This is a genomic window from Arthrobacter celericrescens (assembly GCF_003614925.1).
Taxonomy (GTDB): Bacteria; Actinomycetota; Actinomycetes; order Actinomycetales; family Micrococcaceae; genus Arthrobacter; species Arthrobacter celericrescens.
The window spans coordinates 167,836-186,660 of record NZ_QYLP01000031.1 but is presented as its reverse complement, the minus strand read 5'-3'; the positions used below and the strand labels follow the sequence as shown (position 1 = coordinate 186,660).

Sequence of the window (18,825 nt, the reverse complement as noted above, 5' to 3'; positions counted from 1 at the left end):
GTCGGCCTCCTTAGATAGTTCTGTAGATCCATATAAGCAGCCGAAAGTACCTATTTAGCGCAAGAAAGGCTCAACTTTCGCTCAGCGCGTATCACATGTGCGTAACACCACCCGTGAAGCCGCTCATCCGGGTGTGGCAAAACGGCCTTGGCGGGCGGAGGCGGCTAGCCTAGTAGAAGTCCTTTTTGCCGCCCAGACAAACCGAAGGAGCGCCCCGCCCGTGGCCCCGAGTTCTGAATACACCGCCCGGCACCTCTCGGTCCTGGAAGGACTCGAAGCGGTCCGCAAGCGCCCGGGCATGTACATCGGTTCCACGGACTCGCGCGGCCTCATGCACTGCCTCTGGGAAATCATCGACAACTCCGTCGACGAGGCCCTCGCCGGCTTCGGCCACGACATCAGGGTCATCCTGCACGCGGACAACTCGGTGGAAATCCACGACGACGGCCGCGGCATCCCGGTGGACGTCGAACCCAAAACCGGACTGAGCGGCGTCGAGGTCGTCTTCACCAAGCTGCACGCCGGCGGCAAGTTCGGCGGCGGCTCCTACACGGCCTCCGGCGGCCTGCATGGCGTGGGTGCGTCCGTGGTCAACGCCCTCTCCAGCCGCCTCGACGTCCAGGTGGACCGCGGCGGCAAGACCTACCAGATGTCCTTCCGCCGCGGCGAGCCGGGGCGCTTCAAGGACGCCGGCGCCAAGCTCAGTCCCACCGCCGCGTTCGAACCGTTCGTCGACGACTCGGTGCTCGACGTCGTCGGCAAGGCCAAGCGCGGCGTCACCGGCACGCGCATCCGCTACTGGGCCGACCGCCAGATCTTCACCCCCGACGCCAGGTTCTCATACGAGGACCTGGCGGCCCGCGCCCGCCAGACCTCCTTCCTCATCCCGGGCCTGAAGCTGACGGTGCGCGACGAGCGCGGGCTGGCCGGCACCCCGGGCGAAGCCGGTCCGCACGAGGAGGTCTTCCACCACGACGGCGGCATCTCGGAGTTCGTCGACTTCCTCGCCGCCGACGCTCCGGTCACCGACATCTGGCGCCTCCACGGGGCCGGCAAGTTCAAGGAAACCGTTCCGGTCCTGGACGAAAACGGCCACAGCACCATCGCCGAGGTCGAGCGGGACTGCGAAGTGGACGTTGCCCTGCGCTGGGGCATCGGCTACGACACCACGATGCGCAGCTTCGTGAACATCATCTCCACACCCAAGGGCGGCACCCACCAGGCCGGTTTCGAGCAGGCCCTCGTGAAGACGTTCCGCAAGGCCGTCGAGACCAACGCCCGCAAGCTCAAGGCCGGTAACGACAAGATCGAAAAGGACGACATCCTGGCCGGCCTCACTGCCGTGCTGACTGTGCGCCTGGCGGAGCCGCAGTTCGAAGGCCAGACCAAGGAGATCCTGGGCACCTCGGCCGTGCGGTCCATCGTCTCCAGGGTGGTGGAGCAGGAAATCACGGGCCGGCTGAACTCCAGCAACCGCAACGACAAGGCCCAGTCCACGCTGCTGCTCGAAAAGATCGTCAGCGAGATGAAGTCGCGCATCTCCGCGCGCGTCCACAAGGAGACCCAGCGGCGCAAGAATGCCCTGGAAACCTCCTCGATGCCCACCAAGCTGGCAGACTGCCGCACGGACGACGTCGCCCGCTCGGAACTGTTCATCGTCGAAGGTGACTCGGCCCTCGGTACCGCCAAGCTCGCCCGCTCCTCGGACTTCCAGGCCCTGCTGCCGATCCGCGGCAAGATCCTGAACGTCCAGAAAGCCTCGGTGGGCGACATGCTCTCCAACGCCGAATGCGCCGCACTCATCCAGGTGGTGGGCGCCGGGTCCGGGCGCAGCTTCGACATCGACGCCGCCCGGTACGGCAAGGTGATCCTGATGACCGACGCCGACGTCGACGGCGCTCACATCCGCACGCTGCTGCTGACCCTGTTCTTCCGGTACATGCGGCCGATGGTCGAGGCCGGCCGCGTCTTTGCGGCCGTGCCGCCGCTGCACCGGGTGGAGGTCATCAACCCGGGCCAGAAGGCCAATGAGATGATCTACACCTACTCCGAGGCCGAGCTGCACGCGCTGCTTGCGAAGCTCGCCAAGGAAGGCAAGCGCTACAAGGAGCCCATCCAGCGGTACAAGGGCCTCGGCGAAATGGACGCACAGCAGTTGGCCGAGACCACCATGGACCCGCGGCACCGCACCCTGCGGAAGGTGGGAATCGAACACCTGGAGCAGGCCGAGCAGGTCTTTGACCTCCTGATGGGCTCGGACGTGGCCCCGCGCAAGGAATTCATCATCGACGGCGCCGCCCGCCTGGATCGCGAACGCATCGACGCCTGACCGCATCGACGCCTGATTTCCGGGCGGACATGTCCGCCCTTGCACGCGAGGAGCGGACATGACAGCTATATGTCCACTCTTCGGCTTCACCGCCGGACATGTCCGGCGGTGGTCAGCCGAGCAGCCCCGGCACGATGAGCAGCGCCGTCGGGGCCGCCAGCAGCAGGGCCGACGCCGCCAGCACCAGGGCGCGGTAGGCGGGCTTGAGCGGCGGCTCGGGGGAGAGCAGGCGGCTGACGCGCGACGCCGTCGTCCGCGGTGAATCGGCGCCGCCGGTCGTGCTGAAACTTCCGGTACTGAAACTGCCCGCGCTGAAGCTGCCGGTGCCCAGGCTCCCGGCCTCCGCGGGGGCGGCCACGGCGGGCCCGTCACTGGCGGCACTGGACGCGCCGCCGGCCACCAGGGCGATGGCCTTGATCAGCGTGGCCTTGCTCTCGCTGCGCAGCGCGACGTCGTCGGCCAGCATTTCGATGAGCGAGTTCACCGCGAGCTGGGCATAGCGGGTGGTCGGAAACCAGGGGAGCGCCTGGCGCCAGGCGGCAAAGGCCCAGAGCAGCAGGTCGTGGCGCTGGCTCAGGTGGGCGTTTTCGTGGATCAGTACGGCGCGCAGTTCGGCCGGCTCGAGCCGCGCCATGAGGCCGTCCGACAGCACCGTGACGGAGCGGGCACCGCCCGGAAGGCAGTACGCCACGGGGGAATCGTGGTTGATCACCACGGTGCCGGGCCCGTCGGCGGACGGCGAGGCGAGGAGGGCAAGCAGTTCGCGGTGGCGCCGGCGCTGGCGTTCGATCTTGACGTATGTCAGCAGCAGCGTGAACACGAGATGGGCGCTCAGCAGGGCCGCGGCGGAGAGGGCGAACAGGTGCCAGAAGCCCAGCGCCGTGGTCGGCTCGTTGTACAGGACCATGCCGGCCAGGGCGCGCAGGCCCGCGATCAGGTTGTCGCCGACCGGTTCGAGGCCATAGACCAGCATGGCGCCGATCATCGAGAGGCCGCCGGCCAGGGCGATGGCCTGCCAAAGGACCATCGCGGTGAAGGGTGCCCGGGCCGGCCAGGCGGCACGGGAAAGGAGGACGGGCACCGGCCAGGCCAGTACCAGAGCAAGGACCGCCAGAAAATATGAGGTCCAGAACATGGGAGCTAGTGTTCGCCGAGCAGTTTGCGCAGCGTGGCGGCTTCACTTTCGGTGACCGAACCGATGAAACGGGCAAGCACGGCTTCGCGGTCCGGGGCGGACCCGAGCACCTCGTGCATGAGTTCGGCGGTGTGGTCTTCCCTGCTGGAGACGGCCTGGTAGCGGTGCGGGCGGGTGCCGCGTTCGCGCTCCACGAGGCCCTTCTTTTCCAGGCGGGACAGGACGGTCAGGACGGTGGTGACTGCGAGGTCCTTGCCTTGGTGGCCGGCGCTTCCGCCTTCGGCCTCCGAATCGCGGGCCAGCAGGTCACGCAGCGTGTTGGCGGTTGCCGCCTCCTGGCCTGCCCAGAGCAGGTCCATGACTGCCCGTTCGAGTTCGCCAAGACTTGCCATCGATACATCCCTGCTTTCCGCACCTGACGGCCGTTCCGGCCATGCTTGGTGCGATGATCCAACATTCCAGTATCAAATCTAGCGCTTTTCGGGCCGCGGTTCTACGTGAAGTAGAACATGCGGCGTGGCGGACCCTTGCGGGGCCCCGGTGCCGCTGGAAAAGTGTGAGCAGGGGACGCCGGTTTGTTCTGCACAGATTTGTTCTACACTGTGTAGAACAAATGGTTTTCTACGAAACGTAGAACAAGTAGGCCGCACTGCGGGCAGCCGGACAAAGGACAGCCATGGACGCCTTGGAAATCGCACGTTGGCAATTCGGGATCACCACCGTCTACCACTTCATGATGGTTCCCCTGACGATCGGCCTGGGCCTCGTCGTCGCCATCATCCAGACCCTCTGGTACCGCACGGGCAAGCCCGAATACCTGCGGATGACCAAGTTCTGGGGCAAGCTCTTCCTGATCAACTTCATCATGGGCGTGGCCACCGGCATCGTCCAGGAATTCCAGTTCGGCATGGCCTGGAGCGAATACAGCCGCTTCGTGGGTGACGTCTTCGGCGCCCCGCTAGCGCTTGAGGCCCTGCTGGCGTTCTTCGTGGAGTCCACCTTCCTGGGCCTCTGGATCTTCGGTTGGAAGCAGCTCAAGCGTGGCGTGCACCTCGCCTGCCTGTGGATCGCCGTCATCGGTTCGCTCTTCTCCGCCTACTTCATCATCGTGGCCAACTCCTGGATGCAGCACCCGGTGGGCGTGGAGATGATCGACGGCCGGCCCGTCATGACCGACGCCTGGGCCGTCTTCACCAACAACACCGCCCTCGTGGCCGTCCCGCACACGCTCTTCGGCGCCCTCGGAGTGGCCGGCGCCTTCCTGCTGGGCATCGCCTGGTACCACCTGTGGCGCCGCCGCCACGACGGCATCGACACCGTGGGCAAGGACGGCCGGCTCATCCCCGGCAGCGCCGCCATCCCCGGCCGCGACAAGGCCGACTACACGGTCTGGATCCGCTCGCTGCGGATCGGCGCCGTCGTCGCGATGATCTCCTTCGCCGGCACCGCCCTGACCGGTGACCTCCAGGGCAAGCTGATGTTCGAGCAGCAGCCCATGAAGATGGCCGCTGCGGAGGCCGCCTGCCACGACGGCACCGGCTTCTCCGTCCTGAGCGTGGGAAACCTGGGCGGCAAGAACTGCGACGACATCGTGGCCGTGATCGAGGTTCCCGGCATCCTGTCCTACCTGGCCAAGGGCGACTTCACCACCGAGGTCAAGGGCGTGAACAGCCTGCTCTCCGAATACCAGGAGAAGTACGGCACCCACCTGCCGGACAACGCGCTCTACGGTGACCGCGCCGGTGCGGAAATCCAGTACGTGCCCGTCATGGAGGTGACCTACTGGGGCTTCCGGATGATGATCGGCTTCGGCGGGATCGCCGCCTTCGCCGCGCTGCTGGCGCTCTGGGTCACCCGCAAGGGCGCCGTGCCGCAGGCCCGCTGGCTGATGCGCCTGGCCGTGTTCGGCATCCTCGCCCCCTTCGGTGCCAACGCCGCCGGCTGGATCTTCACAGAGATGGGCCGCCAGCCTTTCGTCGTGGCCCCGAACCCCGATCCCTCCGGCATCGACCAGGTGTTCATGTTCACCGCCGCCGCCGTGTCCCCGGGCGTTTCCGCGGGCGAAATCATGGCTTCCCTGGTGGTCCTGTCCGCCATTTATGCAGTACTGCTGGTGGTCGAGGTGCGGCTGCTGGTCAAGTACGTACGCGGCGGCGTGGCGTCTGCGATGCCGGAGCTCGCGCACGCCACTACGGACGGCGCGGAGAAGGACAAGAGGGACGGCGGCACCCCGCCGTCCGCGGGCGCCGACGACGTGCTGGCTTTCGCCTACTAGGAACTGCAGAGGACTTACGGACATGGAACTGTTGCCCACCATCTGGTTCATCGCGATTGCCGTCCTGTGGACCGGCTACCTCTTCCTGGAGGGCTTCGACCTCGGCGTCGGCATGCTCATGAAGCTGTTCGCCCGCAACGACGCCGAACGCAGGGTTCTGCTCAACACCATCGGCCCGGTCTGGGACGGCAACGAGGTCTGGCTGCTCACCGCCGGAGGCGCCACCTTCGCGGCCTTTCCGCTCTGGTACGCCTCCCTGTTCTCGGCGCTGTACCTGCCCCTGCTGCTGGTCCTGGTGGCCCTGATCTTCCGCGCCGTGGCCTTCGAATACCGCGGCAAGGTGGATTCCGAACGCTGGCGCAACGGTTGGGACTGGGCCATCGCCCTGGGCTCCTTCTTCGCCGCCTTCGGCGTCGGCGCCGCCCTGGCCCTGACCACCACCGGGCTGCCGCTGGACGCCAACGGCGACCGCGACGGCGGTCCCTTCGCCTGGTTCAACGGCTACGCGGTGCTGGGCGGACTCGCCGTCGTCGCCTTCGCCCTGGTGCACGCGCTCGCCTTCCTGGCACTGAAGAGCGACGGCGAGGTGCGGCACCGCGCCCGCGGCACCTTCGTGCGCTGGGTTCCGCTTGCGGCTCTGCCGATGCTCGGCTGGTCGGTGGCCGTCCAGTTCATCTCCGGCAAGCCGTGGACCTGGGCACTGACCGCCGTCGCCCTGTGCGCTGCTGCCGCCGCCTGGTGGCTGGCGTCCAGGGGCCGCGAAGGCCGGCCGTTCATGGCGCTCGCGCTGTTCATCGCCGCGTCTGCTGCCTCGATCTTCGGTGCGGCCTACCCGGTGGTGCTGCCGTCCACGCTGGACCCGGCCTTCAACCTGACCGTGGCGAACGCCTCCTCCTCGGACTACACGCTGGGGCTGATGAGCGTCGTGGCCGCCTTCGGCCTGCCGCTGGTGATCGCCTACCAGGCATGGACCTACTGGGTGTTCCGCCGCCGGGTGAGCGTCGACGTCATCCCCGCCGCCCACGGCTTCCTTCCGGCCATCGCCTCCAAGGTGCTCGCCGGCTCGGACGGCAGCGGCGCAGCAGGCGCCGGGAAGACCGGCCGGTAACGGATGAAGCCCGCACTGCCCTCCGGCCCGGCCACCCGCTCCGCGCTCTACCTGCTGGGCTTGCTCGCGGCGCTCAAGGCGCTGTCCCTGGTGCTGCTGGCCCAGGCCATTGCCTCGCTCTTGGCCGGCCTCGCCGGCGGGAGCGGGGACTGGCGCGAGCAGCTCGTGTGGGGTGCGGCGGGCGCCGTGCTGCGGGCCGCGGCCACGTGGGGGCAGGGCGTTGCCGCGCGCCGCGCCGCGCTCGGCGTCAAGGAGGAACTGCGGGCGAGGCTCCTGGAGCATGCCCTTCGCGGCGGGGGAGCAGGTGCGGGCACGCCGCACGGCTCTGCCGGGTCGCCTGGTTCCGCCGCGCCGCTCAGTGACGGTGGCCTGGCGATCCTGGCCACACGCGGCCTGGACGCCCTGGACAACTACTACACCCAGTTCCTGCCCGCCCTGGTCAACTGTGCCGCCATCCCGCTGCTGCTGGGCGCCCGGATCCTGTTCGCGGACTGGCTGAGCGCGGTGGTGATCGTGCTGACCCTGCCGCTGGTTCCGCTGTTCATGGTGCTGATCGGCAAGCACACCGAAGACCGCGTCCGCGACGCCCAGGCGACCCTGCGCCGCCTGTCCAACCACATCCTGGAGCTGGCCAAGGGCCTGCCGGTCCTTGTGGGCCTGGGCCGGGCCAGCGAACAGCGTGCCGCCCTCGAAGACCTCTCCACCGAGTACCGCACCCGCACCATGGGAACCCTGAGCACTGCGTTTCTCTCCGCGCTGGCACTGGAACTGATCGCCACGATTTCCGTGGCCGTGGTGGCGGTGTTCATCGGCGTCCGGCTGGTCCACGGCGACATGGGTCTCGAAGCGGGCCTGCTCGCCCTGATCCTCGCCCCGGACTGCTACCTGCCCCTCCGCGAACTCGGCACCGCGCACCACGCGAGCGAGGAGGGCCGCGACGCGCTCGCCACTACCGGCGAGGTCCTTGGGGTCCCGGCGGGCCGGCGGCTCGGTTCCGAATCGGACGGAACGTCTGAACGGGACGGAACACAGGCCGGTTCTACCGTGGCCGGTCTTGCTGTCCGCGGACTCACGGTGCGCTACGCCGGGCGCCCGCACGACGCCGTCGGACCCCTCGACTTCGAGGCACCCGCCGGGCTTGTCACCGCGCTTGCGGGCCCCAGCGGCTGCGGCAAGAGCACGGTGCTCGGCGTGCTGGCCGGAACAGTCCGGGACAACGCGGCCGACGGCGGGAACGGCGCCTCGGTGCGCGGCAGCTTCAGCGGGCCCGACGCCGGGAAGCTGGCCTGGGTGCCGCAGCACCCGGCGATGGTGGCCGACACCGTCCAGGCCGAGGTGCGCCTCTACCTGGGAGAGTGCGGCCTTGGGGACGGCGCCGAGGAGACGGCCCGGGACTGCCTGGCCCAGGTGGCCGCCGGGCACCTCGCTGACAAGAACCCCGCCGAACTCAGCCCGGGCGAGCTCCGGCGGGTCGCGGTGGCCCGCGGCCTCGCCCGGCTCAAGGCCGGCGCCACCGTGCTGCTGCTCGACGAACCCACCGCACACCTGGACTCCGTCACCGCCGACGCCGTGCGGGCCGCGATCACCGGCCTGCGCGGCAAGGCGACCGTGATCCTCGTGGCCCACGACGCGGCGACCCGCGGCCTCGCGGACCACGTGGTGGAGCTGCGCCCCTCGGGTGCAGGCGCGGCCGTAACGGAAGCCCCCGCCACGGCGGCGTCCGCAAGGGAAGCGACCCAGCGCGCCGTTGCACCGGCGGACGCCGTGCACCGCGACACCGCCACCGCCGCCGGTCCGGGCCCATTCAAGGCACTGGCCCGGATCCTCGCCCCGCTGGGGTTCCGCTTCACCGGAGCCGTGCTCCTGGCTGCCCTCGCGGCGCTGTTTGCCGTGGCACTGTCCGGGCTGTCCGGCTGGCTCATCATCCGCGCCAGCGAACAGCCGCCCATCCTCTACCTGCTGGGCGCGATCGTCGGGGTCCGGTTCTTCGGCATCGGCCGGGCCGTGCTGCGCTACTGCGAACGCCTCGTGGTCCACGACCTCGTCTTCGACGCGATGACCCGGCTGCGCGGCGCGCTCTGGGCCTCGCTCAGCCAGCGCGCCTTGTCCCTGCGCAGGCTTTTGCGCGGCGGCAACGTCCTGGGCACCGTGGTGGACGACGTCGACACCCTCCGCGACCTCATCCCGCGCGTCGTTCTTCCGCCGCTCTCGGCGTTCGCCGTCGCCGCTGCGGCGATCACCGCGACGGCGCTGCTGCTCCCGGCAGCACTGCCCGCCGTCGTCGTGACCGCAGCGGCAGCCCTGCTGCTCGCCCCGCTCGCGGCACTGCTCGCGGACCGCAACGCGGCCCGCGCCGAACAGCAGCTGCGCTCCCTGGTGCTGCGCGACATCGCTGCGGCGCTGGATGCCCGCGCCGAACTGGGCGCCAACGGGGTGGCCGGAACCGTGCTGGAGTCGCTCGCGGCCCGGGACCGCGCCGCCACGGCTGCCGCGCGCCGTGCCGCCTGGGCCGAAGGGCTCGGGCAGGGAACCGTGGTGCTGGCGTGCACCCTGGGGGCCCTCGCCGCCGGACTGGCCGGTGCCGGGCAGATGCGGCCTGGAGGCCCCGGGGCTGCCGTACTGGCCGTGATCGTGCTGATGCAGCTGGCGCTGGCTGAGCCCTTCGGCGCCGTGGTGCCCGCGGTCCGCCAGGCGCCGGCGCTGGCCGCCGTGCTGCGGCGCATCGCGGCAACGGGAGCGCTGGACGCGGACCCGGGCACGGACCGCGGCCCCACGCCCGTTCCCGAGCTGCCGGACAACCGTGCCGGCCTGGAACTGCGCGGACTGGAAGCCCGCTGGCCGGGCGGCGCGCCCGTGTTCAGCGGGATCGACGCCGATGCCGCCCCCGGCCGCTGGATCGCCATCACCGGGCCGTCCGGGGCGGGCAAGTCCACCCTGCTGTCGGTGCTGCTCGGCTTCCTGCCACCGTCAGCGGGCACGGTACGGCTCAGCGGCAAGGCGGCCTGGTGCCCCCAGGAGGCCCACCTCTTCGACTCGACCATCCGCGGGAACCTGCTGCTGGCCCGCCCGGCCGGGAAGAAGGCGGACGAAACGCAGATGCACCAGGCGCTGGCCGCCGTCGGGCTGTCCACGCTCGTGGCCGCGCTGCCTGACGGGCTGGACAGCAGGATCGGGCCGTCCGGCTCCTTCCTCAGCGGAGGCGAACGCCAGCGCCTGGCCATGGCGCGGACACTCCTCAGCGGCGCGGACGTGCTGCTGCTCGACGAGCCCACCGCCCACCTCGACGCCGGAACCGCCGCCGTCATGATGGCAGAACTGCGGGCCGGGCTGCAGGACCACACTGTGGTGCTGGTGACCCACAATCCTGCTGACATCGGCCCCGGCGACGACCGCCTGGAACTTGCGGCCGGACGGATGCTGGTGAAGCCTGCTACCGCTCAGTAGCCTAGGGGGATGACCGAGCTTCCCGAGCCCCTTCCCGACGCCGTCCCACTGCCCGATCCGCAGGCCACCGGCCTCTACTGGCGCGCCGCGGGAACCGCCGACATCGAGGCCTGGGCCGCCCTCATCGCCCGCACCGCCGCGGTGGAACAGCCCGTCTGGTACGAGAAGGCCGCGGACCTGGACCACATCCTGCAGTCGAGCAAGAACGACCCCGCGGTGGACACCGTGCTGGGCTTCGACACCGACGGCGTGCCCCGCGCCTACGGCCGGGTGGACAAGAATCCCGACGGCGAGAAGGCCTTCGGTTACGCCTGCGTGGACCCGGCGTGGCAGCGCCGGGGGATCGGCACAGCGATCCTTGCCTGGCTGGAAGGGCGCACCCGGCACCGGTTCGCCGACGACGCCGGGCAGCACGGGGCGCCCGGGGAGGCACCCGTTCCGCGGCTGCGCCTGTTCATGGAAGAAAAGATGGTGCACCAGTCCGCGCTGTTCGGGGCCAGGGGCTTCGGTGTGGTGCGTTGGTACAACGAGATGCACCGCCCGCTCGACGGCGGCCTGCCGGACATTTCGCTGGCGCCCGGCCTTGAGCTGCTCACCCTCGAACCCGGCCTGCACGAGGCCGCGCGGCTGGCGCACAACGATGCCTTCCGGGACCATTGGGGCAGCGAGCCGCGCGACGAAGAAGCCTGGCGGTTCATCATGGAGGACCCGCTCCACCGGGAGGACCTCAGCGCCGTGGTCCGGGACACCGCCAGCGGGGACATCGCCGGCTACCAGATCGCCCTCTTCGACCCCGATGCCGCGGCGGCCCGCGGCTACAAGGAGGGCTACACCGAACTGCTGGGCGTGCGGCGGCAGTACCGGGGCCGGGGCGTGGCGAGCAGCCTCCTGGCCGATGCGATGCACCGCTTCGTGGCCGCCGGCATGGACGTCGCTTCACTCGACGTGGACTCGGAGAACCCCACCGGCGCCCTGGCCCTGTACTTGAAGATGGGCTACACCGCGGTCAACCGCAGCATGGCCTGGGACAAGGTCCTCTAAAGACCGCCGTCAGCCGCGGCCGAGCCGCCCGAGCACCTCATCGGCTCCCGCGATGATCCGCTCCACCAGCCGGCCGGCGTCGTATTCCCCGGCGGCACCGATCAGCGGACCTGCCTGGCCCGCCCACAGCGACATCAGCCCGGTGTTGCCGAGCCTGCCGGCCTCCGGCCGGAACTTCCCGGTCAGCCAGTTCTGCACCGGGAACGGCGCATGCGCGGCCGGGTCCGGCAGTTCCCTGATGATGCGGTTGGGGATGCCGCGGGCGAGCCTGCCGCTCAGGGCACGGGTGAGGACCGTGTGCCTGGTGTCCGGGCCGCGCAACACCTCCCGGTAGGCCGGCACCGCGGCGGACTGCTCCGTGGCGAGGAAGGCCGAGCCGATCTGCACGGCATCCGCGCCGAGGCAGAGCGCGGCGGCGAGGCCGCGGCCGTCGGCGATCCCGCCGGCGGCGATGACCGGCACGGACACGGCATCGGCCACCTGCGGCACCAGGGCCATCGTCCCCACCAGGGACTCCTCGGCGGGCCGCAGGAAGGACACCCGGTGCCCGCCTGCTTCCATGCCGGTGGCCACTACGGCGTCCACTCCGCCGTCGGCCAGGACCACCGCTTCCTCCGCGGTGGTGGCGGTCCCGACGACGGAAATGCCGTTGCGGTGGGCGGCGTCCACGACGGCGGCCGAGGGCACGCCGAAGACAAAGCTGAGCACTGCGGGCTTCGCCTCGATGGCGGTGGCGATCTGCTCCTCCACGTCCGGCATCCACGAGGTGGGCATCTCCGGAAGCTCCAGTCCGAGCTCCTCGAAGTACGGCCGCAGCACCTCGCGCCAGGCCGCGAACCGGGCGGCATCCGGCCGGGGCTCCTCCTCGCCGGGAACCGGGAGCCACAGGTTCAGGGCGAAGGGCCCCGGAGTGGCTGCCCTGAGCGCCTCGGCCGTGGCCCTGATGCGGGCGGGTTCGTAGCCGTACAGGCCGAAGGAACCGAGCCCGCCGGAGTTGCTGACCGCCGCGGTAAGCTCCACCGAGGAGACGCCGCCGAAGGGTCCCAGGACGATCGGCAGCCGGGTGCCGAACAGCCGGGTGGCGGGAGTGCCTGTCCAGGCCCTTGCTTCGTTCCCTGCCATCCCGCTCAGCCGTTCACGTCGTGCAGGTGGTGGACGACGTCGTGCATGAAGTAGCGCGAGAAGGTGAGCACCGTGAATTCGGAACCGTTGCTGCGGGTGCCCGTGCGGGGCCACTGGCCTTCCGTGACGCCCGCGAAGGACGCCGCCACGCGCCGGCCCTCAACCTCGAGTTCGCCCGCCACGGTGCCCGGATCGGCGGAGGCATAGCCGCCGTCTAGCGCTGCCTGGTCCTGGTCCCAGTTGGCGAAGCGGGCATCGTCCTCCTCCAGCATGAGGTGCAGCCGTTCGTCGAAGAGGCTGAAGACGTCCCGCACGTGGCAGGCGTACTCCAGCGGGGACCAGGTGTTGTCATCCGGGCGGACCGCCGCACCGGGGCGTTCCAGCACGGACCGCCAGCGCGGCAGCATGTCCAGCACCTCCCCGGACACTGTTGCGGGGCTCACCGTGGCGGGCTCGAAACCGCACTCCGGGCAGGGCTTGTGGAGGACCCAGGTCCAGTCTTTGTCATCGGGAATGATCGGCATCCGGCCAGTCTAGGCCTTTCGCTGAACAGCGGCGGGCAGCTCCCGGAAGGCCCGGATGGAAGGACCCAGGAAGGCCCTTCCATCCGGCCGCCCCAAGAGTAGAGTGTCCCCGGGGGTGGGCTTGGAAAGGAATTGCCATGCTAAAGAATCTCAGCGTCGCGGCCGTGCTTCCCGCCAGCGACATCAACCGGGCCCGTGAGTTCTACCGCGACAAGCTCGGACTCGAACCGGACAACCCGGACGCCGCCGACAACCTCATGTACCGCTGCGGCGACGGCACCGGATTCATGATCTACCAGACCGGCAATGCCGGAACGGCGAAGAACACCCAGATGGGCTGGGTCACCAACGACCTCGAGGCCGAGATGGACGAACTGCGGTCCCGCGGCGTGGCCTTCGAGGACTACGACTTCCCCGGCCTGAAGACCGAGAACGGAGTAGCCACGATGCCGGACGGCGAAAAGGCTGCCTGGTTCCTCGATACGGAAGGAAACATCCTCAGCATCAACCAGATGTAAGCTCCGCGCCGGTCCCCCTGTCACCCGGCGTCGCTGTCCTCCGTCCAGGCCATGCTGGCGCCGATCGCGTCCACCGGCTGGGACAGCGGGACGCCTGAGCCGTCGCGCCTGCCGTGTTCCTGCGGCAGGGCGCGCGCCACGCCGGCGGCGGAGGACGCCTTCGCCGGCCCGTGACCGGCCCAGGCAAGCAGCAGGGTGTCTTCGCCCTTGAGGAAACGGTGGGCGCGCACGCCACCTGTCGCACGGCCCTTCGCCGGGTACTCCTCGAACGCGGTCACCTTCGCCGTTCCCGGCGCCGTACCCGGCAGGGCGTCGGTGCTTCCGGCAATCGTGACGACGACGGCGGCGGGATCGTCCGCGCGGACCGTGCCGAAGTGGATCACTTCGTCGCCGGCGGCGAGCTTGATGCCGGCCATGCCGCCCGCAGTGCGGCCCTGCGGGCGCACCGCGGAGGCGGCGAAGCGCAGCAGCTGGGCCTGCCGGGTCAGGAAGACCAGTTCGGTAGTGTCTTCGGCTGCGGCCTCGGCCGCGATCACTTTGTCCTTGTCCTTGAGCGCGATGATCTCGAAGTCTTCACGGTTCAGCGGGTACTCCGGCTGGACGCGCTTCACCACGCCCTGGGCGGTGCCGAGTGCCAGGACGGCGTCCAGCGGCACGAACGCCACCAGGGTTTCGCCCTTGAGCAGGGTGATGAAGTCCTTGGCCGGCACGCCGCCCGCCAGGTTCGGCAGCCCGGCCACCGGAGGCAGCACCGGCATGTCCATGACCTGGACGCGGAGCATCCGGCCCTGCGAGGTGACCGCGCCGATTTCGCCGCGGGCCGTGGTCTTCACCACGGAGCGGAACACGTCGTGCTTGTTGCGCGGCCCGGCCTCGGCCAGGGCGTCCTGGTTGGCCGTGCGGGCGATCTGGCCGGACGCCGTCAGGATTGCCCAGCAGGGGTCGTCCGGGATTTCCAGCGGCAGGGCCGCGGCCTTGCCCTTCGGCCCGGGGGCCGCGGCGGCAAGGGCTGCGGCGACGGTGGGGGAGACGGCCTCGGATTCGAGCAGTACCGTGCGGCGCGGGGTGCCGTACTTGGCGGCGATTTCGGCGAGTTCGCCGGAAACGAGTTCGCGCAGGAGGGTGTCCGAACCGAGGATGGCTTCGAGCTCGGCGATCTCGCGCTGCAGCTCTTCCTGTTCCTTTTCGAGTTCGATCCGGGAGTACTTGGTGAGCTGGCGCAGGCGCAGTTCCAGGATGTAGTTCGCCTGGATTTCGGAGAGGTCGTAGATGGACATCAGCCGGTCGCGGGCGGCGGCGGCTTCGTCCGAGGAACGGATGATCTGGATGACCTCGTCGATGTCCACGATCGCGATGAGGAGGCCCTCCACCAGGTGCAGGCGGTCCTTCTTCTTGCCTAGCCGGAAGGCGGTGCGGCGGCGCACCACCGAGAGCCGGTGGTCCACATAGACGTGCAGCAGCGGCAGCAGGCCGAGGGTCTGCGGCTGGCCTTCCACGAGTGCCACGTTGTTTATGCCGAAGGAGTCTTCCATCGGGGTGAAGCGGTAGAGCTGCTGGAGGACGGCGTTCGGGTTGAAGCCGTTCTTGAGCTCGATGACCAGGCGCAGGCCGTGCTGGCGGTCGGTGAGGTCCACGACGTCGCTGATGCCGGTGAGCTTCTTGCCGTTGACGGCGTCCTTGATCTTTTCGATGACCTTTTCCGGGCCCACCATGTAGGGCAGTTCGGTCACCACCAGGCCCGTGCGGCGAGCGGTCAGCTGCTCGATTTCCACCTTGGCACGGGTCTTGAAGGAACCGCGGCCGGTGGCATAGGCGTCGCGGATGCCGTCCAGGCCCACGATCCTCCCGCCCGTGGGCAGGTCCGGCCCGGGGACGAACTGCATGATGTCCTCGAGGGTGGCCTCCGGGTTGGCGATCAGGTGCCGGGCGGCGGCGATCACTTCCACAAGGTTGTGCGGGGCCATGTTGGTGGCCATGCCGACGGCGATGCCCGTGGTGCCGTTGACCAGCAGGTTGGGGAACGCGGCCGGCAGGACATCCGGCTGGGTCAGCTGGTTGTCGTAGTTGGGGATGAAGTCCACCACGTCTTCGTCGAGGTGGTCCGTCATGGTCAGGGCCGCCGCGGCGAGCCTGGCCTCGGTGTACCGGGGGGCGGCCGGGCCGTCGTCGAGCGAGCCGAAGTTGCCGTGCCCGTCGATCAGCGGCAGGCGCAGCGAGAAGTCCTGGGCCATGCGCACCATGGCGTCGTAGATGGCGGCGTCACCGTGCGGGTGCAGCTTGCCCATCACCTCGCCCACCACGCGGGCGCTCTTGACGTGGCCACGGTCCGGGCGCAGGCCCATGTCGCTCATCATGTAGAGGATGCGGCGCTGGACGGGCTTGAGGCCGTCCCGGGCGTCGGGCAGGGCCCGGGAATAGATCACCGAATAGGCGTACTCCAGGAAGGAACCTTCCATTTCGGACGTGACGTCGATGTCGATGATGTTTTCGGTGTAGTCACCGCTGTCCGCAGCTGCTGCTGCTTTGGCGCGGGAAGGACTTTGGCTGCGTGCCATGGAACGGGCGGATCCTTAAGGGGTGTACTGCGGGAGATTAGCTACGCTAAGCCTATGGTGGATGAGCCCGGCACCGGCGTATATCCGGAATATTGGGAGGCCGATGTCGTCCTGCGCGACGGCGGGATCGCGCACCTGCGGCCCATTTCGCCCGCCGATGCGGACGCCGTCCAGGCCTTCCACACCGGCCAGTCGCAGGCCTCCATCTACATGCGATTCTTCAGCTACAAGGCCAGGCTCTCCGGCAAGGAGCTCCGCCGCTTCACCGAAGTGGACCACGTGGACCGGGTGGCCTTCGTGATCACCATCGGCGGCGCGATCGTGGGTATCGGCCGCTACGACCGGCTCGACGATCTGGCCGAGGCGGAGGTCGCGTTCAACATCTCGGATTCCCAGCAGGGCCGGGGCATCGGCTCCATCCTGCTTGAACACCTCGCCGCCGCGGCCCGCGAAAACGGGATCCACCGCTTCACCGCCGAAGTCCTGCCGGAAAACAGCAAGATGCTGCGCGTTTTCGCCGACGCCGGATATGGACTGTCCCGGCACTTCGACGACGGCGTCGTCAGCGTCGCGTTCAACATCGACCCCACGCGCGAATCCCTCGCCGTGATGGAGTCACGCGAGCACCGCGCCGAGGCACGCAGCGTGCGGGACCTCCTGGCGCCGTCGTCCATCGCTGTCATCGGGGCCAGCCGCAAATGGGGGAGCGTCGGCTACCAGCTGCTCGAGCACATCATCGAGGGCGGGTTCGGCGGGCCCGTGTACGCGGTGAACCCCGAGGCCTTCGAACTCTCCGGCATGAAGTCCTACGCCCGGATCGCCGACCTCCCCGGCCCCGTGCAGCTGGCCGTCATCGCCGTGCCGGGCGAGGAGGTGCCGAAGGTGGTGGACGAGTGCGCGGCCGCCGGGGTCACCGGGCTGGTGGTCGCCACCGCCGGGTACGCCGACGGCGGCGAACGCGGCCTGCAGCGGCAGCAGGCACTCGTGCGCCAGGCCCGCTCGCACGGGATGCGCGTGATTGGCCCCGAATCCCTCGGCATCATCAACACCCACCCGGCGGTGTCCCTGAACGCCTCGATGGCCCCGGCGATGCCGCGGCCAGGCCGGCTGGGCCTGTTCACCCAGTCCGCGGCGATCGGGGTGTCGGTCTACGCCGCGGCCGTCCGCCGGGGCCTGGGCCTGTCCTCGTTCCTCTCCGCGGGCACCCGGGCGGACGTCTCCGGCAACGACGTCATGCAGTTCTGGGAGGACGATCCAGACACCGCCGCCGTCGGCCTCTATTTGGAGTCCATGGGCAACCCGCGCAAGTTCTCCCGGCTGGCCCGGCGCCTGGCCCGCAGCAAGGCCGTGATCGTCGCCAAGTCGGACCTCACCGGGCTCAGCCTGCCGCCGGGCCACGTCGGCCGGACCACCATGGCCCCGCCGTCCGCGCTCGATGCGATGATGCGCCAGTCCGGGGTGATCTCCGTGGAGACGGTCGAACAGCTCATGGACGTGGCCCAGATCGTCTCCAGCCAGCCCCTCCCGCAGGGCCCCGGGCTCGCCGTGGTCAGCAATTCCGCCGCCCTGGGCAAGGTGGTGGCCGATTCGGCCGGCCACCACGGGCTCCGCGTGGAGCGTCTGCTGAGCGGCATCGACCTGGATGCCGGGGCCTCCGTTTCGCTGGACCGCCTGCGCCGGCAGCTCCAGGAGACCCTGGCCGGGACGGAAGTCCATTCCCTCCTGGTTGCGATGATCCCGGCACGCAGCGTCTCCACCGAGGACGTCGCGAAGGTGCTGGCCGAGTGTGCCGCCGGGACAGGCAAGCCCGTGGTCGCCGCGTTCGGCGGGGTGCTGGATCCGGCGGCGCGGCTGGACGGGCTGCTGCCCGCGGACGCGGCCGACGCCGGCGTGCCCTGCTACTCCAGTCCCGGCAATGCGGTGGCGGCGCTGTCCGCCGTCGTCGGGTACTCCGCCTGGCTCGGCAGGGACCAAGGCCTCCTTGTCGAACCGGAGGGCTGCGATCCGGAGGGCACCCGGGAAGACCTGGACCGCCTGCTCGCCCCGGTCCACGGCGAGCAGCTGCTGCGCCTGGATCCGGAGGATGCCGCCTCCCTGCTGGCCCGCTACGGCATGGTGGTGGAACCGTCCGCGGTCTTCGAGCACGACGACGACGCGGTCGCCGCCGCCGGGCGGCTGGGCTGGCCCGTGGTGCTCAAGACCACGGAGCCGGCGCTGCGCCACCGCATCGACCTCGGCGGGGTCCGGCTGGACATCGAGGACGCCGACTCGCTGCGCCGCAACATCGCGCAGATGCGGCGGGCCCTGGCCCCGTTTGGTTCCCCGGCCCTGGAAGTCCAGGCCATGGCCCCGGTGGGCCAGGCGTGCACCTTCCGGGCCATCGAGGACCCCCTGCTGGGGCCCGTGGTGTCCTTCGGCCTGGCCGGGGACGCCGTGAACCTCCTCGACGACTGGGCCCACCGGGTGCCGCCGCTCTCCGCCACGGACGTCCACGACTTCATCCGCTCGCCGCGGGCCTCCCTGAAGCTGTTCGGTTACCAGGGCCTGCCCGCCGTCGACGTCGCCGCCCTGGAGGACCTCGCGGCCCGGCTGGCGCTGCTGAAGGACGAACACCCGGAGATCGCCCTGGTGGAATTCAACCCGGTCCTCGCCGGCCCGGAAGGGGCCCGGATCCTGGCGGCCGAAGTGTGGATCGGCAACGCTGCGCAGCGCACGGACAGCGCCCGCCGGGCGATGCGCCGCTGAGCCTCGACGCGGGTCCGGGGCCCGGCCCC

Annotated in this window: 12 protein-coding genes; 7 read left to right on the top strand and 5 right to left on the bottom strand. The window is 69.9% G+C overall.

Annotated features, from left to right (window positions below; all coding sequences use genetic code 11):
* The first annotated feature begins 220 nt into the window (after positions 1-220).
* A complete protein-coding gene (locus tag D3654_RS07580) occupies positions 221-2,329 on the top strand; it encodes a DNA gyrase/topoisomerase IV subunit B (protein WP_120520890.1) in 2,109 nt (702 codons plus the stop codon).
* Between the two features lie 112 nt (positions 2,330-2,441).
* Here D3654_RS07580 and D3654_RS07575 read toward each other — a convergent pair whose 3' ends face one another.
* Positions 2,442-3,464 (bottom strand): M56 family metallopeptidase, encoded by a 1,023-nt coding sequence (locus tag D3654_RS07575; protein WP_120520889.1) that lies wholly within the window; start codon positions 3,462-3,464, stop codon positions 2,442-2,444.
* Positions 3,465-3,469: 5 nt separating this feature from the next.
* Positions 3,470-3,856 carry a BlaI/MecI/CopY family transcriptional regulator gene (locus D3654_RS07570; RefSeq protein ID WP_115789950.1) on the bottom strand — a complete coding sequence of 129 codons (387 nt, stop codon included), beginning with the start codon at positions 3,854-3,856 and terminating at the stop codon, positions 3,470-3,472.
* 284 nt (positions 3,857-4,140) lie between these two features.
* Here D3654_RS07570 and D3654_RS07565 point away from each other — a divergent pair, with 284 nt between their 5' ends.
* From D3654_RS07565 to D3654_RS07550, 4 genes are read left to right on the top strand one after another with little or no spacing between them, the layout of a single operon-like run.
* Positions 4,141-5,739 (top strand): cytochrome ubiquinol oxidase subunit I, encoded by a 1,599-nt coding sequence (locus tag D3654_RS07565; RefSeq protein WP_120520888.1) that lies wholly within the window; start codon positions 4,141-4,143, stop codon positions 5,737-5,739.
* Positions 5,740-5,761: 22 nt separating this feature from the next.
* Positions 5,762-6,847 carry a cytochrome d ubiquinol oxidase subunit II gene (cydB, locus tag D3654_RS07560; RefSeq protein ID WP_120520887.1) on the top strand — a complete coding sequence of 362 codons (1,086 nt, stop codon included), beginning with the start codon at positions 5,762-5,764 and terminating at the stop codon, positions 6,845-6,847.
* 3 nt (positions 6,848-6,850) lie between these two features.
* On the top strand, positions 6,851-10,291 hold the full coding sequence (gene cydD / locus D3654_RS07555) for a thiol reductant ABC exporter subunit CydD (protein ID WP_120520886.1): 3,441 nt from the start codon (positions 6,851-6,853) through the stop codon (positions 10,289-10,291).
* A gap of 9 nt (positions 10,292-10,300) precedes the next feature.
* Complete coding sequence (locus D3654_RS07550; protein WP_120520885.1) at positions 10,301-11,332, top strand: GNAT family N-acetyltransferase; 1,032 nt, start codon at positions 10,301-10,303, stop codon at positions 11,330-11,332.
* Positions 11,333-11,341: 9 nt separating this feature from the next.
* On the opposite strand, the gene D3654_RS07545 is transcribed toward D3654_RS07550, so the two are convergent.
* Together D3654_RS07545 and D3654_RS07540 are read right to left on the bottom strand one after the other, a co-directional pair.
* Positions 11,342-12,454, bottom strand: a complete 1,113-nt coding sequence (locus D3654_RS07545; protein WP_120520884.1) for an NAD(P)H-dependent flavin oxidoreductase — start codon at positions 12,452-12,454, stop codon at positions 11,342-11,344.
* Between the two features lie 5 nt (positions 12,455-12,459).
* Complete coding sequence (locus tag D3654_RS07540; protein ID WP_120520883.1) at positions 12,460-12,978, bottom strand: DinB family protein; 519 nt, start codon at positions 12,976-12,978, stop codon at positions 12,460-12,462.
* 137 nt (positions 12,979-13,115) lie between these two features.
* On the opposite strand from D3654_RS07540, the gene D3654_RS07535 reads away from it, so the two are divergent.
* Positions 13,116-13,496 (top strand): VOC family protein, encoded by a 381-nt coding sequence (locus D3654_RS07535; protein WP_120520882.1) that lies wholly within the window; start codon positions 13,116-13,118, stop codon positions 13,494-13,496.
* Between the two features lie 20 nt (positions 13,497-13,516).
* Here the strand turns inward: D3654_RS07535 and D3654_RS07530 are convergent, their stop codons facing one another.
* Complete coding sequence (locus D3654_RS07530; RefSeq protein ID WP_120520881.1) at positions 13,517-16,051, bottom strand: DNA gyrase/topoisomerase IV subunit A; 2,535 nt, start codon at positions 16,049-16,051, stop codon at positions 13,517-13,519.
* 54 nt (positions 16,052-16,105) lie between these two features.
* Here D3654_RS07530 and D3654_RS07525 point away from each other — a divergent pair, with 54 nt between their 5' ends.
* Positions 16,106-18,796: a bifunctional acetate--CoA ligase family protein/GNAT family N-acetyltransferase gene (locus tag D3654_RS07525; protein WP_120520880.1), complete on the top strand. Its 2,691-nt coding sequence runs from the start codon at positions 16,106-16,108 to the stop codon at positions 18,794-18,796.
* Positions 18,797-18,825: the final 29 nt, after the last annotated feature.

Coding starts and splice junctions, on each gene's coding strand:
- cydD (WP_120520886.1), top strand. CDS start 6,851: ATGAAGCCCGCACTGCCCTCCGGCCCGGCCACCCGCTCCGCGCTCTAC.
- D3654_RS07535 (WP_120520882.1), top strand. CDS start 13,116: ATGCTAAAGAATCTCAGCGTCGCGGCCGTGCTTCCCGCCAGCGACATC.
- D3654_RS07540 (WP_120520883.1), bottom strand. CDS start 12,978: ATGCCGATCATTCCCGATGACAAAGACTGGACCTGGGTCCTCCACAAG.
- D3654_RS07550 (WP_120520885.1), top strand. CDS start 10,301: ATGACCGAGCTTCCCGAGCCCCTTCCCGACGCCGTCCCACTGCCCGAT.
- cydB (WP_120520887.1), top strand. CDS start 5,762: ATGGAACTGTTGCCCACCATCTGGTTCATCGCGATTGCCGTCCTGTGG.
- D3654_RS07545 (WP_120520884.1), bottom strand. CDS start 12,454: ATGGCAGGGAACGAAGCAAGGGCCTGGACAGGCACTCCCGCCACCCGG.
- D3654_RS07525 (WP_120520880.1), top strand. CDS start 16,106: ATGGTGGATGAGCCCGGCACCGGCGTATATCCGGAATATTGGGAGGCC.
- D3654_RS07530 (WP_120520881.1), bottom strand. CDS start 16,051: ATGGCACGCAGCCAAAGTCCTTCCCGCGCCAAAGCAGCAGCAGCTGCG.
- D3654_RS07565 (WP_120520888.1), top strand. CDS start 4,141: ATGGACGCCTTGGAAATCGCACGTTGGCAATTCGGGATCACCACCGTC.
- D3654_RS07575 (WP_120520889.1), bottom strand. CDS start 3,464: ATGTTCTGGACCTCATATTTTCTGGCGGTCCTTGCTCTGGTACTGGCC.
- D3654_RS07570 (WP_115789950.1), bottom strand. CDS start 3,856: ATGGCAAGTCTTGGCGAACTCGAACGGGCAGTCATGGACCTGCTCTGG.